Annotated in this window: 11 protein-coding genes and 1 pseudogene; 1 reads left to right on the top strand and 11 read right to left on the bottom strand. The window is 74.3% G+C overall.

Annotation, left to right across the window (positions count from 1 at the left end):
• Positions 1–678 carry a DNA polymerase beta superfamily protein gene (locus ACIF6F_RS32150; RefSeq protein ID WP_399955092.1) on the top strand — a complete coding sequence of 226 codons (678 nt, stop codon included), beginning with the start codon at positions 1–3 and terminating at the stop codon, positions 676–678.
• Positions 679–748: 70 nt separating this feature from the next.
• On the opposite strand, the gene ACIF6F_RS32155 is transcribed toward ACIF6F_RS32150, so the two are convergent.
• The 11 genes and pseudogenes from ACIF6F_RS32155 to ACIF6F_RS32205 all read right to left on the bottom strand — a co-directional run bounded on the left by ACIF6F_RS32155 (position 749) and on the right by ACIF6F_RS32205 (position 14,924).
• Positions 749–1,510, bottom strand: coding sequence for a DNA polymerase beta superfamily protein (locus tag ACIF6F_RS32155; RefSeq protein ID WP_399955095.1), 762 nt, complete (start codon positions 1,508–1,510; stop codon positions 749–751).
• A 24-nt stretch (positions 1,511–1,534) separates the two neighbouring features.
• Positions 1,535–2,551, bottom strand: coding sequence for an ADP-ribosylglycohydrolase family protein (locus ACIF6F_RS32160; RefSeq protein ID WP_399955097.1), 1,017 nt, complete (start codon positions 2,549–2,551; stop codon positions 1,535–1,537).
• 220 nt (positions 2,552–2,771) lie between these two features.
• Positions 2,772–3,561, bottom strand: a pseudogene (locus tag ACIF6F_RS32165) (NUDIX hydrolase); the annotation flags it as partial.
• A 190-nt stretch (positions 3,562–3,751) separates the two neighbouring features.
• Positions 3,752–4,936 (bottom strand): pseudouridine synthase, encoded by a 1,185-nt coding sequence (locus ACIF6F_RS32170; RefSeq protein ID WP_399955100.1) that lies wholly within the window; start codon positions 4,934–4,936, stop codon positions 3,752–3,754.
• Complete coding sequence (gene scpB, locus ACIF6F_RS32175; RefSeq protein ID WP_399955103.1) at positions 4,936–5,553, bottom strand: SMC-Scp complex subunit ScpB; 618 nt, start codon at positions 5,551–5,553, stop codon at positions 4,936–4,938. Before scpB ends, ACIF6F_RS32170 begins: the two co-directional genes overlap by 1 nt.
• Positions 5,550–6,938: a segregation/condensation protein A gene (locus ACIF6F_RS32180; protein WP_399955106.1), complete on the bottom strand. Its 1,389-nt coding sequence runs from the start codon at positions 6,936–6,938 to the stop codon at positions 5,550–5,552. Before ACIF6F_RS32180 ends, scpB begins: the two co-directional genes overlap by 4 nt.
• Before the next feature lie 1,738 nt (positions 6,939–8,676).
• On the bottom strand, positions 8,677–9,162 hold the full coding sequence (locus ACIF6F_RS32185) for a hypothetical protein (protein ID WP_399955109.1): 486 nt from the start codon (positions 9,160–9,162) through the stop codon (positions 8,677–8,679).
• Positions 9,147–10,307, bottom strand: coding sequence for a ParA family protein (locus ACIF6F_RS32190; protein ID WP_399955112.1), 1,161 nt, complete (start codon positions 10,305–10,307; stop codon positions 9,147–9,149). The genes ACIF6F_RS32185 and ACIF6F_RS32190 overlap by 16 nt, the downstream gene beginning before the upstream one ends.
• Before the next feature lie 372 nt (positions 10,308–10,679).
• Positions 10,680–11,795 carry an alanine dehydrogenase gene (ald, locus tag ACIF6F_RS32195; protein WP_399955115.1) on the bottom strand — a complete coding sequence of 372 codons (1,116 nt, stop codon included), beginning with the start codon at positions 11,793–11,795 and terminating at the stop codon, positions 10,680–10,682.
• 151 nt (positions 11,796–11,946) lie between these two features.
• Positions 11,947–14,004 (bottom strand): tetratricopeptide repeat protein, encoded by a 2,058-nt coding sequence (locus tag ACIF6F_RS32200; RefSeq protein ID WP_399955118.1) that lies wholly within the window; start codon positions 14,002–14,004, stop codon positions 11,947–11,949.
• A 293-nt stretch (positions 14,005–14,297) separates the two neighbouring features.
• Positions 14,298–14,924, bottom strand: coding sequence for an NUDIX domain-containing protein (locus ACIF6F_RS32205; protein WP_399955121.1), 627 nt, complete (start codon positions 14,922–14,924; stop codon positions 14,298–14,300).
• Positions 14,925–14,956: the final 32 nt, after the last annotated feature.

Below are 14,956 nucleotides of genomic sequence, written 5' to 3' on the forward strand. Positions count from 1 at the left end.
ATGCATCCCGAAGCGCTGGTACGCGACCACACGATCTACGCGTGCGTGATGGGCTCACGCGCGTTCGGCCTGGCGACGGAGGGGAGTGACACCGACCGGCGCGGTGTCTTCCTCGCCCCGGCCCCGCTGTACTGGCGCTTCGAGAAGCCCCCCACGCACGTGGAGGGGCCGCTGGAGGAGCAGTTCTCGTGGGAGTTGGAACGCTTCTGCGAGCTGGCGCTGAAGAACAACCCGAACATCCTGGAGTGCCTGCACTCCCCGCTGGTCGAGCGGATCACCGGCACCGGCGAGGAACTCCTCGCGCTGCGCCCGGCGTTCCTCTCGGCCCGCGCCCACATCACCTTCGCCCGCTACGCGGCCGGCCAGCGGGCGAAGCTGGAGGCCGACGTACGCAACCACGGCGCCCCGCGCTGGAAGCACGCCATGCACCTGCTGCGGCTGCTGCTGTCCTGCCGGGACCTGCTGCGCACCGGCCGCCTGGACATCGACGCCGGCCCGTACCGGGACCGGCTGCTGGCGGTGAAGCGCGGCGAACTGACCTGGGCGGAGGTGGAGTCCTGGATGAACCGCCTCACGGCGGAGGCGGAGTCCGCGGCCGCCGGCACCCCGCTGCCGCCCGAGCCCGACCGGGCCGCGGTAGAGGACTTCCTGGTCCGCACCCGCCGCGCCTCGGTCTGAGGGCCGCCCCGGGCCGTGGGGCCGTGCCGTGTCGTCAGGGTCCGGCCGCCGGGCCGGCCGGACCGCACGCCTAGGACGGCTCGCCGGTCCTGGCCCGTACGACGAACTCGTGGAGCGCGTCGAGGGAGCCGGGCCGGTCCGGCAGCCGGGTCTCCGCCTCGGCCGCGTCGAGCACGCGGTGCAGCGCCTCGTGGTCCGCCCGCAGCCGGTCCGGTACGAGGCCCTCCGCGGAACCGTGCTCGGCGGCGGCCTTGGCCTCGATCAGCTCCCCCAGGTACCCGGGCGCCTCCGGAACCTCCCCGCACAGCGTCGGCAGGTGCGCCTGCACCTCCCCCGCCCGCATCAGGTGCACGCCGGTCAGCAGAGCCCGGAAGGAGTACAGCAGCGGCTTCAGCTCCCCGGTCCGTTCGAAGAGCCGCCACTGCGTGCCCGCGAACCCCCGGTAGTGGTGGGCGTGGTGGGAGGTGAGCACCCCGGGTGCCAGGGCGCGCAGCTCCTCGTGCGCCCCGGTGGTGTGCACCACCAGGGGCGAGAGGAGCTGTTCCAGCACGTAGCCGTTGCGGCGGAGCATCAGCCGGACGAACTTGCGCAGGTCGTGCGTGACGAGGTCCATCTCGACGCCGTCGCGGTCCCACATCCGGGTGCGGGTCTCCTCCGGCTCGTGCAGTCCGATCAGCGCGGCGACCGGCAGCAGGTGCACGCCGCGCAGGTCCACGTCGGAGTCCCGGGAGGGGAACCCGTACAGATGCGCGCCCGAGACGGTCGCGAACAGCAGCGGGTCGGGCTGCTCGGCGACGACGGGGGTCAGGTCCACACTCAGGGCGTCCAGCATGGCCCGATCATGCCAGCCGGCCGGTCAGGCGTCCCAGAGTGCCCCCAGTGCAAGGAGTTCCCTGCGGTACTCGATGCGCTCCGCCCACTCGCGGGGCCAGGCGGCCGCGCCCAGGTGGGCCCCGGCGAAGGCGCCGGCCAGGCAGGCGATCGAGTCGGAGTCGCCGGAGGTGCAGGCGGCCCGGCGCAGCGCCCGGAGCGGTTCCTCCGGGAAGAGCAGGAAGCACTGGAGCGCGGTGGCCAGCGCCTCCTCGGCGATCCAGCCCTCCCCCGTGGTCAGGCAGGGGTCGGTCTCCGGCGAGGGGTTGCGCAGGGCGGCCGCCAGGCGGTCCAGGACCGCCAGGCACTCGTCCCAGCCGCGGGCGATGAAGTCCTCGGGCGAGGCGTCGTGGGCGCGGGTCCACAGGTCGCCCAGCCACGTCTCGTGGTACCGGGTGCGGTTGTCGAGCGCGTACGAACGGAGCAGGCCCACCAGGCCGGTGGGCTCGGCGCCCTGGGCGAGGAGGTACACCGCACGGGCCGTCAGGTCGGAGGCGGCCAGCGCGGTGGGGTGGCCGTGGGTGACGGCGGACTGGAGCTGCGCGGCGCCGGCCCGCTGGTCCGTGGTCAGGCCGGGGGCGAGGCCGACCGGTGCCACCCGCATGTTGGCGCCGCAGCCCTTGGAGTCGATCTGGCTGGCCTCGTGCCAGTCCCGGCCGGTGTCCAGCAGGCGGCAGGCGACCATGCAGGTGCGGCCGGGGGCGCGGTTGTTCTGCGGCGAGTGGTACCAGTCGGTGAACTCGTCGCGCAGCGGGCGCAGCAGCCGCAGCGGGGCGAGGTACCCGCGCTCCATCGCCGTGCGCAGGGCCTGCCCGAGGGCCAGGGTCATCTGCGTGTCGTCCGAGACGACGGCGGGGCGGGGCAGTTCCATCTCCCGCCAGGGCCCGGACTTGGCGAGGATCGACGGTACGTCGTTGAACTCGGTGGGGAAGCCCAGGGCGTCCCCGAGCGCCAGCCCGATCAGCGAGCCGGTCGCCGCGCACTTGGTCCTGGTCGTCGTCATCCCCGTCGTCCTTCCCTCGGTGTTCCTGCGTGTGGCTGTGCCTGCTCGCGGGCCTCTTCCCGGGCCCGTGAGTGCGCCGCCGGCCGTGCGTGCGCCGGTGCGGGCGCCTGTGCCTCTGCCTGTGCCTGTGCCTGTGCCTGGGCCTCTGCCTGCGCCGGAGCCGGCGTCCGGGAGGCCGGGTCCGCCGGCCGCCGGTCCTGCCGGTCGCCCCGGCGGGCTCCGCCGCCCGGCCGGAGCAGCGGCGGGTGGAGCGCGGTGGCGGGCCCGGCCCGGTACACGGCGGCCGGTTTGCCGCGTCCGCCGGTCAGCCGGGCGGCCCCGGGGACCTGTTCGACGAACCCCTGGGTGGCCAGCACCTTGCGCCGGAAGTTGGGCCGGTCCAGGGCGGTGCCCCAGACCGTCTCGTACACCGCCTGCAGCTCCCCGAGGGTGAACTCGGGGGCGCAGAAGGCGGTGGCGAGGCAGGTGTACTCCAGCCGCGCGCCGATCCGCTCCCGCGCGTCGGCCAGGATCAGGTCGTGGTCGAAGGCGAGCGCACCGGTCCCTCCGGGACCCGGCCCGCCCTGACCGCCGGGGTCGCCAGGGCCGCCGGGCCCGCTGTCGCCGTCGAGCGGCACCCAGCGGGCGTGCTCGGCGTCCCCGCCGCCGCCCTCCGCCGGCTCGGGCAGGTCCGGTACGAGCGCGGTGTACGCCACCGACACCACCCGCATCCGAGGGTCCCGGTCCGGCTCGCTGTACGTGCGCAGCTGTTCCAGGTGGAGTCCCGCGACCACCGGCTCCGGCAGCCCCGTCTCCTCGGCCAGCTCCCGGCGTGCGGCGGTCTCGGCGGACTCCCGCGGCAGCAGGAACCCGCCGGGCAGCGCCCAGGCCCCCGCGTACGGCTCCCGGCCGCGCCGGATCAGCAGCACGTGCAGCCGGCCGCCGCGCACGGTGAAGACCGCCAGGTCGACGGTGACGGCGAACGGCTCGAAGGCGTACGGGTCATAGCCCTGCGGCACCGGAACACCCACCCCCTTTTATAGTCATTGTGACTATAAAACTTCCTCGGGCCCTTCGGCAAGGGAGTGCGCACACCCGGCGGGGGCCGGATCCGCCGAAGCGGGCCGGACAACGGAAACCGAGGCGGAACGGAAACGGCAGGGCCCCCGCCGTGGGAGGCGGGGGCCCTGCCGTGAGCGGCGCGCGCGGTGCGCGGCCGTCCTACAGGCCGACCTCGCGCATCAGCATGCCGACCTCGGTGTTGGTGAGGCGGCGCAGCCAGCCGGACTTCTGGTCGCCGAGCTCGATCGGGCCGAAGGCGGTCCGTACGAGCTTCTCGACCGGGAAGCCGGCCTCGGCCAGCATGCGGCGGACGATGTGCTTGCGGCCCTCGTGGAGGGTGACCTCCACCAGGTAGTTCTTGCCGACCTGGTCGACCACCCGGAAGTGGTCGGCCTTCGCGTACCCGTCCTCCAGCTGGATGCCGGACTGCAGTCGCTTGCCGATCTCGCGGGGCAGCGGGCCGGTGATGGCGGCGAGGTAGGTCTTCTGCACGCCGTACTTGGGGTGGGTGAGGCGGTGGGCCAGCTCGCCGTGGTTGGTGAGCAGGATGATGCCCTCGGTCTCCGTGTCGAGACGGCCGACGTGGAACAGCCGGGTCTCGCGGTTGGTGACGTAGTCGCCGAGGCACTGGCGGCCGTCCGGGTCCTCCATGGTGGAGACGACGCCGGCCGGCTTGTTGAGGGCGAAGAAGAGGTACGACTGGGTGGCGACGGTCAGGCCGTCCACCTTGATCTCGTCCTTCTCGGGCCGGACCCGCATGCCCTGCTCGACGACGATCTTGCCGTTGACCTCGACGCGGGCCTGCTCGATCAGCTCCTCGCAGGCACGGCGCGAGCCCATGCCGGCCCGGGCCAGCACCTTCTGCAGGCGCTCGCCCTCCTGCTCGGCGCCCGGGAAGGTCTTCGGGGTCTTGATCTGCGGCTTGTCGGCGTACCGCTCGCGGTTGCGCTCCTCGATGCGGGCGTCGTACTCGCGGGGGCGGGCGGGGGCGCTGCCGCTCCGGCGCGGGCCGCCGGCCTTGCCGCCGCCCTGGGGGGTCTTGGGGCCGCCCTTGGCGCCGCCGCGGGCCGCGTCGCCGCGCGCACCGCCCGTACGGCCGGCGCCGGCCTGGCCGCCGCGGCCGCCCTGACCGCCCTGGCCGCCGCCCTGGCCGCCGCGCCCGCTCTGGGGCCCGCTGCGGCCGCTGCGCTCGCCCTCGGGGCCGACGTCGTAGCGGCGCTCCTCGGGACGGGGGCGGCGGGGACGGCTCTGGCCCCCGCCCTGCCTGTCGTCACGAGAGTTCCCGGCACCGCGGTAGTTACCGCGCCCGCCGCCGCTGTTCCTGTTGCCGCCGCTGCTTCGCATCAAATGTCCGTCGTCTTGTCGTCTTCGTCTGTGTCCGGAGCGTCCGGATCGAACGACGGGACGCCTTCCTGCGTCTCGGCCTCGATCGCCTCCGCCTCCGGGAGGAAGGGCGCGAGCTCCGGGAGCTCGTCCAGGCCGCGCAGGCCCATCCGCTCCAGAAAGTAGTTCGTCGTCCTGTACAGGATCGCACCTGTTTCGGGTTCCGTGCCCGCCTCCTCGACCAGACCGCGCTGGAGGAGGGTGCGCATGACGCCGTCGCAGTTCACGCCGCGGACCGCGGAGACCCGGGAGCGGCTGACCGGCTGGCGGTAAGCGACGACCGCGAGGGTCTCCAGGGCCGCCTGGGTGAGCCGGGCATGCTGCCCGTCCAGTACGAAGCCCTCGACGGCCGCCGCGTATTCCGGCCGGGTGTAGAACCGCCAGCCGCCGGCGACCAGGCGCAGCTCGAAACCGCGGCGCTGGACGGTGTACTCGTCGGCCAGTTCGCGCAGGGCCAGGGCCACGTCGCGCACGGGGCGCTCCAGCACCTTGGCGAGGTGCTCCTCGGTCGCGGGCTCGTCCACGACCATCAGGACGGCCTCCAGGGCGGGTTTCAGCTCAAGGTCCGCGACGCTCATCGGGCGTCCTCCTCGTCGGGCCGTACGGTCTGGTCGAACTCGTCGGAGACGAGGGGGCCCCCGGTGCCCGGGCCCGTGCCGCCGGTCCAGCGGACGGTCAGCTCGCCGAGCGCCTCCTCCTGGTCGAGGGCGACGGCCTTCTCCCGGTAGAGCTCCAGGAGGGCCAGGAAGCGGGCGACGACGGTCAGGGTGTCGGCGGCGTCGGCGGTCAGCTCGCGGAAGCCGGCCGCGCCGAGCTCCCTGAGACGGGCCACGAGCAGCTCGCCCTGCTCCCGGACGCTGACCAGGGGGGCGTGGATGTGGTCCACGTACACCTGCGGCTTGGCCTTGGGCTGCATGGCCTTGACCGCCAGCCGGGCGAAGCCCTCGGCGCCGATGCTGATGACGACCTCGGGCAGCAACTCGGCGTGGGTGTCCTCCAGGCCGACGGTACGGGGGTACCGGCGCCCCTCGGCCTCAGCCCGTTCCTCGAAGATCTCGGCGATCCGCTTGTACGCGCGGTACTGGAGCAGCCGGGCGAAGAGCAGGTCGCGGGCCTCCAGGAGGGCGAGGTCTGCCTCGTCCTCGACCTCGGCGGTGGGCAGCAGCCGGGCGGCCTTGAGGTCGAGGAGGGTGGCGGCGACGACGAGGAACTCGGTGGTCTGGTCGAGGTCCCAGTCGGGCCCCATGGCCCGGATGTGGGCCATGAACTCGTCGGTGACCCGCGACAGCGCGACCTCGGTGACGTCCATCCGGTGCCGCGAGATCAACTGGAGCAGCAGATCGAAGGGCCCCTCGAAATTGTGAAGCCGCACGGTGAACCGCCCGTCGCCTCCCGGCTCGGCGGGTGCTGCCCCGTCGCCTCCCGGCACGGCAGGGACCGGCCCGTCGCCCCCCGGCACAGCGGGGAGCGACCCGTCGGCTCCCCGCACGACGGAGGCCGACCCGTCGGCTCCCCGCACGACGGAGGCCGGCCCGTCGGCTCCTGGCACAGCGGGAACCGCCCTGTCGCCTCCCGGCACGACGGGCACCGCCCCGCCGGCTCCCGGCACGACGGGGGCCAGCCCGCCGGCTCCCGGCACAGCGGGCACCGCCCCGCCGGCTCCCGGCACGACGGGGGGCAGCCCGTCGGCTCCGGGCTCTGCGGGTGCCGGCCCGTTGCCTCCCAGCTCGGCGGGGGCTGCCCCGGTTCCCGGCTCTGCGGGTGCCGGCCCATCGGCTGCCGGAACGGCGGGTGCCGCCCCGGTGCCTCCCGGCCCGGCGGGGGCTGCCCCGTCTGGTGCTGGCTCTGCCGGTGCCGGCCCGTTGCCACCGGCACCCGTCTCCTCGCCTTCCGGCCTGGCAGGGGCCGCCCCATCGCCCCGCGGCGCGGCGGGTACCGCCCGGTCTCCTGCTGCGGCGGGCACTGCCCTCTCGCCTCCCGGCCCGGCCGGGGCATCGCCGCCACAAGCGGGCGCGCCCGTCACTCCGGCCCGGGTGGCCCGGGCGGAGGGCCCGCCGATTACGGCCTCACCCGCTGGAGCAACGGCCTCGGCCGCGTCCGCGTCAGCCGTCCCACGAGAGGCAGGCTCACCGATCGTGCCCACGGTCACGTCATGACCGTCCGGTGCTGCCGACCCGGCGGTGGGGGACTCGCCGGACGGCGCGACGGGGGGACGGTGGACGGTCGGCTCGGTCCCGCCCTCGGGCCGAGCCGGGGTGGGCCCGCCGGCCTCGGCCCGGCCCCGGCCCCGGCCCGCGGGCGCGGCCACGGCAGCGACCGCCGCCGCAGCCGGCATCGTCTCGCCCTGCCACGCGGCCTCGTACGGCGGCGGAACGGCGGACCGGTCCCCGCCCGACAGTTCCCCGACGGCCGTCGTGGCCCTGTCCGCCGGGCACGGGAGGGCTGCGTCGCGGCCGGGGGCCGCATCCGCCTCGGAGGCGGGTACGCCGGGCTCGGCGGGAGCGGGCAGCGCAGCGTCTTCGGCGGCCGGAGCAGGGGCGGGCTGCAGCCCCGCGGGGGCCGTCTCGCCAGGGGCAGCGGAGGCGGGGACGGGCCCGTCCGTGCCGGCCGGCACGGTGCTGCCCTGCGGGCGGGGCTCCGGGACGGTCGAGGGGGCCTCCGGCACCGCATCGGGCCGGGTGGACGGTGACGCGCCCGGGCCCCGGCCCAGCGGGCGGCGGGGGCCGCGGGCGGGCGGCACGGGGTCGTTCGGGGGCATCACGGTCCAGGGTGCGGAAGTCACGGCAGTACGCGGAAGGCTATCGGTGCCACCGCCCACCACGACGCCCCACACCGTGCCGGCACCGCAGACCCCCGACCGCCCCGGCACCCGACACCGGGCCCACCGACGGCGGGCCGGGGCCCTTCTCGGCAGCTCTGGAGAGCTACCGGGTCAGAACACGAATTGCTTCGTGATCTTGATGACCTGGCCTCCTTGAACGGGAAGCCGAGGTGACGCAGAAGGACACGGCCCTCGTCGTCGTTGGTCGCCGTGGTCACCACGGGGAGGGGGCGAAGCCCCAGCGAGCCTCCACCGTCGTGAGGCCCCGGGGTCCGGGGCGGAGCCCCGGGGAGACGGTGAGAGGGCGGGCCAGGGGCATGCCCCGCAGGGCCCGCCGTACCGGGCACCGACCAGATGCCGCCCCTCCGGTACCCCCAGTGCCGGCCTGCGGCTCCGAGGGGGCCAGGGCCGAGGCGGGCCGTGGGGACCTGGGCTCCGGTCAGCCGGAAGGCAGCAGACGCCGACTCCGGCGGACCGACGACAGCGGGTCCAGACGGCCGGAGGCCGCCGTGGCTGAGGGGGACCCGGGTTTCCGGCGGGCCCAGGGTCAGGCAGCTCCGATGGGCCAGGGGCAGCGGGCGGCGGACCGGGGATCCGGTCAACCGGAGGCTGCGGCCCGGCGGATGAGGGCTGCGGCCCGGGCCAGAATCAGCGGCCCGTGGGCCCAGGAATCCGGTCGGCCAGGGACTGCAGCCCGGCGGATGGGGCTTCTGTCCTGGGAAAAGCGGCCCGGGGCCGGCACTGCGGCCACGACGGCAAACGGCCCGGGGCTGCCGCCCGTGGGCCCGGGGCTGCGCCCCGGGGGCAAACGGCTCGCCGGGGCCTGCGGCCCGAGGGCAGCGGGGCCGGGGCCCGGGGCTGCGAGGGGCCGAGGGCTCCGTCAGCGGCCGCGCAGGCGGCGGACCAGGATGCTCGCGTCGCCGCGGGACTCCAGGTCGGCCAGGACGACCGCGACCGCCTCGCGGACGATCCGGCCGCGGTCGACGGCCAGCCCGTGCTCCCCGCGGAGCACCAGCCGCGCGTGCTCCAGGTCCATCAGCTCCTCGGCGGAGACGTAGACCGTGATCTTCTCGTCGTGCCGCTCCCGCCCGCTCGGGCGGCGGTTCCGGCCGCCCCCCTTGCGCCGCGGGCTCGCGGCCGCGGCGGGGGCGGGGGAACCTTCCTGCGGGCGCCTCTGCGGAGCCACCACCGGCTCCGCGGCCGCCACGGTCTCGCCCTCCCGCGCCCGGCCCTCCGCCGCGTCGTCCGCGGCGGCGTCCTCGTGCTCGGGGTCCGCCGGGCGCCGGGGCGAGGACGCCTGCAGCGCCATCCCCCCTGTCGTACGGAAGAGTTCGTCGGCTCCGGGCAGACTCACTCGGCGTGACACCGGGCGAGCACCTCCCTGGCGAGCTGGCGATAGGCGGCGGCGCCGACGGAGTTGGAGGCGTACGTGGTGATGGGCTCGCCGGCGACCGTGGTCTCCGGGAAGCGGACCGTACGCCCGATGACGGTGTGGTAGACGTGGTCGTCGAAGGCCTCGACCACGCGTGCCAGCACCTCACGGCTGTGCACCGTACGGGAGTCGTACATGGTGGCGAGGATCCCGTCGAGCTCCAGCTCCGGGTTGAGCCGCTCCTGAACCTTCTCGATGGTCTCGGTCAGCAGTGCCACACCGCGCAGAGCGAAGAACTCGCATTCCAGCGGCACGATGACCTTGTGAGCCGCCGTCAGGGCGTTCACCGTCAGCAGGCCGAGCGAGGGCTGACAGTCGATCACGATGTAGTCGTAGTCGTTCATCAGCGGCTTCAGCGCGCGCTGAAGCGTCGACTCGCGCGCGACCTCGCTCACCAACTGCACTTCCGCGGCCGAGAGATCGATGTTGCTCGGCAGCAGGTCCATGTTGGGGACCGCGGTCTTGAGCAGCACCTCGTCCGCCGACATGCCCCGCTCCATGAGCAGGTTGTAGACGGTGAGGTCCAGCTCCATCGGGTTCACGCCGAGGCCGACCGACAGGGCGCCCTGCGGGTCGAAGTCGACGAGCAGCACGCGCCGCCCGTACTCGGCGAGCGCGGCACCCAGGTTGATGGTCGACGTGGTCTTGCCGACGCCGCCCTTCTGGTTGCACATCGCGATGATCTTCGCGGGACCGTGGTCGGTCAGGGGACCCGGGATCGGGAAGTACGGCAGCGGCCGTCCGGTCGGGCCGATCCGCTCGCGGCGCTGTCTCGCTGCGTCGGGGGCGAGGGTGGCCGCGTACTCGGGGTCGGGCTCGTACTCGGCGTCAGGGTCGTAGAAGTGCCCCTCGGGCACCTCGTCGTAGTCGGCGAAACCGGTGGGCTCTCGGCCGCTCAGGTCGCCGGCCATGGAGTTCACGTCTAGGCCGTCCATGCTCTTTTGGGGCGTCGTCATGTGCTGGTGGTTTGCGAAGGTGCGGACCGCGACGGAGCCGACAGCTTCGAGCCCGGCAGGGCCCTGGCCCCGCGCAGACTCTCCTGCTTGACCACCCCCAGGAGCAAATGTCGACTCATTCACAAGTCGTCTTACCTCCTCGGACGTGACCAGGAAACTTATCGATAGGTCAGCGTGGCACCATGCCGACGGTTGGCGACTCTATGGCGTGTCACCGCTCCGCAGCAACACAATCGGCCGGACGCGGCACGATGTGTCGGCATCCGAACACCACTCTGTCAAGGGCGTACGGGCTGTCACTGTGAAGTTTCGCGGGTGTGCGAAACGGTTAAAGGGTTACGTTCGAGGCGAGTTGATCCCCCTCGGCGTGCCGCGCCCGGGAGGGGGTGTCCCCCGGCACACGGTGTCGATAAACACGTCCGGCCGGACCTTGCGGGGCAAGGTCCGGCCGGACGCGTGAGATTGGCGTCAGACGGTTGACGCAGGTCCCTGGGCTCAGCCGATCAGGGTGTTCAGCTCGACGTGCTCGTAGCCGTGGGCCTCGGCGACCGGGCCGTAAACGACCTGGCCCTCATGGGTGTTGAGGCCCAGCGCCAGGGCGGCGTCGCGGCGAAGCGCCTCGACCCAGCCGTTGTTCGCCAGCGACACGATGTAGGGCAGCGTGGCGTTGGTGAGCGCGTAGGTGGAGGTGTTCGGCACCGCGCCCGGCATGTTGGCGACGCAGTAGAAGACCGAGTTGTGGACCTGGAAGGTCGGCTCGGCGTGGGTGGTCGGACGGGAGTCCTCGAAGCAGCCGCCCTGGTCGATCGCAATGTCGACAAGGACACTTCCGGGCTTCATCCGGGAGACCAGCTCGTTGGTGACCAGCTTCGGGGCCTTCGCACCCGGGATCAGCACGGCGCCGATGACGAGGTCGGCCTCAAGGACGGCCTTCTCCAGCTCGAAGGCGTTGGAGACGATCGTCTGGATCTTCGTGCCGAAGATCTTGTCGGCCTCGCGGAGCTTGTTGATGTCGCGGTCGAGCAGGGTCACGTGGAAGCCCATGCCGATGGCGATCTGCGCGGCGTTCCAGCCGGAGACGCCACCGCCGATGACGACGGCCTTGGCGGCCTGGGTGCCCGGGACGCCGCCGGGGAGGATGCCGCGGCCGCCGGCCGAGCGCATCAGGTGGTAGGCGCCGACCTGCGGGGCCAGGCGGCCCGCGACCTCGGACATCGGGGCGAGCAGCGGGAGCGCGCGGTTGGCGAGCTCGACCGTCTCGTACGCGATGGCGGTGGTGCCGGACTCCAGGAGCGCGTCGGTGCACTCCTTGGAGGCGGCCAGGTGCAGGTAGGTGAAGAGGGTCTGGTCCTTACGGAGGCGGTGGTACTCCTCCGCGATGGGCTCCTTGACCTTCAGCAGCAGGTCGGCCGTGGCCCAGACCTCGTCCGCGGTGGCGAGGATCTCGGCGCCGGCGGCGACGTACTCGGCGTCCGTGATCGAGGAGCCGACACCGGCGTTCTGCTCGACGAAGACCTGGTGGCCGTTGCGGACGAGCTCGTGGACACCGGCGGGGGTGATGGCCACGCGGAACTCGTTGTTCTTGACCTCGCGGGGGATGCCGACCTTCATCGTCGATCACGGTCCTTGACTCAGGGGATTAAACGGCTCAATCCATACATACCCGTCGGCGGGAGTGCGCAACGGGATGCACCGCAGATGAACGCGGCAGAGCCAGTCTAATGAAGGATTTCCGACTGTCTAGCCTTACAAAGCATTAATCTCAGCCGGAAGCACTACGGATTTCGCAGGCTGCGGGGTCGTCTCCCAGCAGTCTGTCCGCAGCCGCCCGGTGCAGCCGGGCCGCCGCCGGATCGCCGAGCCGGTCGAGCGTGTCGGCCAGCCGCACCTGCAGTGCGGCCTGGAGCCGCTGGTCCCCGGCCTCCCGCGCCAGGTCGATCGCCGCACGGCAGGTGTGCAGCGACTCCTCGGGCCGCCCGGCGTACTCCTGGACGCGCGCCATCTCGCTCAACGCCCTTGCGCGGCCCGGCACATCGGCCAGCTTCCGGTACCCTGCCGCGGCCGACCGCCAGCAGCGCAGCGCCTCGCCGTAGCGTCCCGCGTACGTGTGCACGCTGCCCAGCCGGCCGTTCAGCCGCGCCTCGTCCGCGCGCTCCCCGCGCGACAGGCTCTGGGCCAGTGCACGGCCGAACCAGTCCGCGGCCCGGTGCCAGTCCCCCAGCTCCTGGTACGCGCCGCCTACGGATTCCATCGCGCGGCCGGTCGCGTACGGGTCGTTCGCCGCCCGTCCCGCGTCCAGCGCGGCCCGGTAGCGGTCCAGGGCGGCCCGGGTGCGGCCGGTGTCGTGGTCCAGGTCACCCAGGTTCAGCAGCGCCGCGGCCCGCTCCCGGTGCAGGCCGCGGCGCTCCGCCACGTCCAGGACCAGGCCGTGCAGCCCGTACAGCTCGGGCGCGGCCGCGTCCGTGCCGCGGTGTGCCGCCAGGGCCCGTACCAGCGCGGCCACCAGCCGCCTGGCCAGCGTGTCCAGCTCCCCGTCGGCCACCGCGAGCCGGGCGGCGGCCGTGAGGACCGGCAGCCGGCCGTCCAGCCAGGCCCCGGCGGCCCGGGCGTCGGGGAAGCGCAGGGCGCGCGGCGGGGCTGCGGAGCGGCCGCCGGGCGCGGGCACCCCGGGCAGCGGGCTCCCGATCACCTCGCTCTCTTCCCCGTCGGGCTCGATCACGGCGAGGCAGGACTGGAGGAGCCGTACCGTCCGCTCCAGCATCCGGGCCCGGGCCAGCTGCACCTCGGCGGGGCGTTCCCCGGTCTCCAGGAGGGCACGCAGCAGCGGGACGAGGCAGCCGGGCAGCAGGTACTGGCCGTCGGCGGCCGGCCGGACCAGGGCGAGGGCGGCGAAGTCCTCCAGGGTCGACTGGGCGGCGGCGATGGAGCAGCCGGCCAGCGCGGAGGCCGTGTGGGCGTCCACGGCGCCGGCGGGCGCGAGGGGCAACAGCCGCAGGGTGCGCTGGGCGGGGGCCGGCAGCGACTCGTAGACCAGCCGGAAGGCCCGGGCGAGGGCGCCGCGCTCGGCCGGCATGTCGTGCAGCTGCTTGGCCACGTCCGCGACGGAGGCCTTGGGGTGGGCGGCGAGCCAGCCGCCGGCCAGGGCCAGGGCGGCGGGCTGCCCGGCGCACTCCTCGGCGAGGGTCTCGGCGGCGCGGGGGTCGACGGTGACGCGTACGGACCCGATGCGGGCGGTGAGCAGCTCGACGGCGGCGGGGGTGTCGAGCCCGCCCAGGGTGCAGGGGCGTACGTCGGGGATGCCGGTGAGGGGACCCTCGGCGGTGGCGACGACGAGGCAGTCGGAGTCGTCGGGGAGCAGCGGGTCGACCTGTTCGGCGTCGGCCGCGTCGTCCAGGAGCAGCAGGGCCCGGCGGCCGGCCAGGGCGGCGCGCAGGGCGGAGGTCAGTTCGTCGCCGTCGGCGCCGGGCGGGGTGGGCTCGCCGAGGGCCTCCAGCAGCTCGCGGGCGGTGCGCTCGGTGGGTACGCGCTCGCCGCCGGAGGTGGTGAGGCGGGCGCGCAGCAGTCCGCCGGGGTAGTCCGGGGCGGTCTGCCGGGCGAACTCCTCGGCCAGGGCGGTGCGGCCGGAGCCGGGGCGGCCCGCGACGAGCAGGACGCGGGCGCGGGGGGCCTTGGCCTTGCGGCCGGAGAGGGTGTCGAGTCCGGTGCGGGCGATGTCCTCGCGGAGCTCCTTGAGCTCACGCCGCCGGCCGACGAAGGCGGGCGGCGCGGCGGCGTCCGCGGGGACGGTGCCGCGATCGGGTTCCAGCGCCTCGTCCGTCACGGGGCTCGCTCCTCTCCCTGCCTGTGGCGGGAAACGCCCGCCGGAGGTCCCGGGTGGGAGCCAGGTCGGGGGCTTCTGAGCGTAGTTGACCGTAAGCGGCGTTCCGGGCGGAGCGCGGCGGGGACGGACCCGGCAAATCGCCCGATCGGATCAGCGGATGGTAGTACCGGGAGGCCGGGTTACTCCGTACGCCCCGCGCCGCGGGTACGGGGAGCCGCTCCCCCGCCCCGGGTACGGGGGAAGCCCCCTCCGTCCCGGGCGCGGGTACGCTCCACCCGTACCGGCGGGGGCCCTCAGGCCTCGTACGGGCGCGCCGGCCACGGCGCCAGCGCCGGGCGCAGCGAGTCCACGCCGTCGCCCGCCAGGACCGCCTGGAGCGCCAGCACGCCGCTCACCAGCGCCACGTTCCCCAGCTCGCCGGCCAGCACCCCGCGCACCAGGTCGGCCAGCGGCACCCGGGCCAGCTCCATGTCGGCCTCCTCCTCGGCGACCTCGAAGCGCTCGCCCTCGGCCTCGGCCAGGTCCCGGGCCAGGAAGACCCGGATGGCCTCGTCGGAGCCGCCGGGGCTGGCGAAGACGTCCACCAGCACCCGCCAGTCCTCGGCCTTGACGTGCGCCTCCTCGTACAGCTCGCGCTGGGCGGCGTGCAGCGGGTTCTCCCCGGGTACGTCGAGGAGCCCGGCCGGCAGCTCCCACAGCTTGTGCCGGACCGGGTGCCGGTACTGGCGCAGGGCCACCACGCGCTGCTCGGCGTCGAGGGCGAGCACGGCCACGGAGCCGGGGTGCACCTGGAAGTCGCGGCGCGCGACGGAGCCGTCGGGCATGACCACCTCGTCCGAGCGGACGCTGGTCTTGGCACCCCGGAAGGGGGTGTGGCCGGACCTGACCGGCCACTCCTCGGCGGTGTCCCTGATCTCCATGTACATGCCCTCCCTGCAACGAACGGCCCGGT

Origin of the sequence: Streptomyces sp. NPDC086023 (assembly GCF_044540325.1) — a bacterium.
GTDB lineage: Bacteria > Actinomycetota > Actinomycetes > Streptomycetales > Streptomycetaceae > Streptomyces.

Excerpts from the sequence above, each read along its gene's own strand:
- ACIF6F_RS32150 (WP_399955092.1), top strand. The coding sequence starts at position 1 with ATGCATCCCGAAGCGCTGGTACGCGACCACACGATCTACGCGTGCGTG.
- ACIF6F_RS32155 (WP_399955095.1), bottom strand. The coding sequence starts at position 1,510 with ATGCTGGACGCCCTGAGTGTGGACCTGACCCCCGTCGTCGCCGAGCAG.
- ACIF6F_RS32160 (WP_399955097.1), bottom strand. The coding sequence starts at position 2,551 with ATGACGACGACCAGGACCAAGTGCGCGGCGACCGGCTCGCTGATCGGG.
- ACIF6F_RS32170 (WP_399955100.1), bottom strand. The coding sequence starts at position 4,936 with ATGCGAAGCAGCGGCGGCAACAGGAACAGCGGCGGCGGGCGCGGTAAC.
- scpB (WP_399955103.1), bottom strand. The coding sequence starts at position 5,553 with ATGAGCGTCGCGGACCTTGAGCTGAAACCCGCCCTGGAGGCCGTCCTG.
- ald (WP_399955115.1), bottom strand. The coding sequence starts at position 11,795 with ATGAAGGTCGGCATCCCCCGCGAGGTCAAGAACAACGAGTTCCGCGTG.
- ACIF6F_RS32205 (WP_399955121.1), bottom strand. The coding sequence starts at position 14,924 with ATGGAGATCAGGGACACCGCCGAGGAGTGGCCGGTCAGGTCCGGCCAC.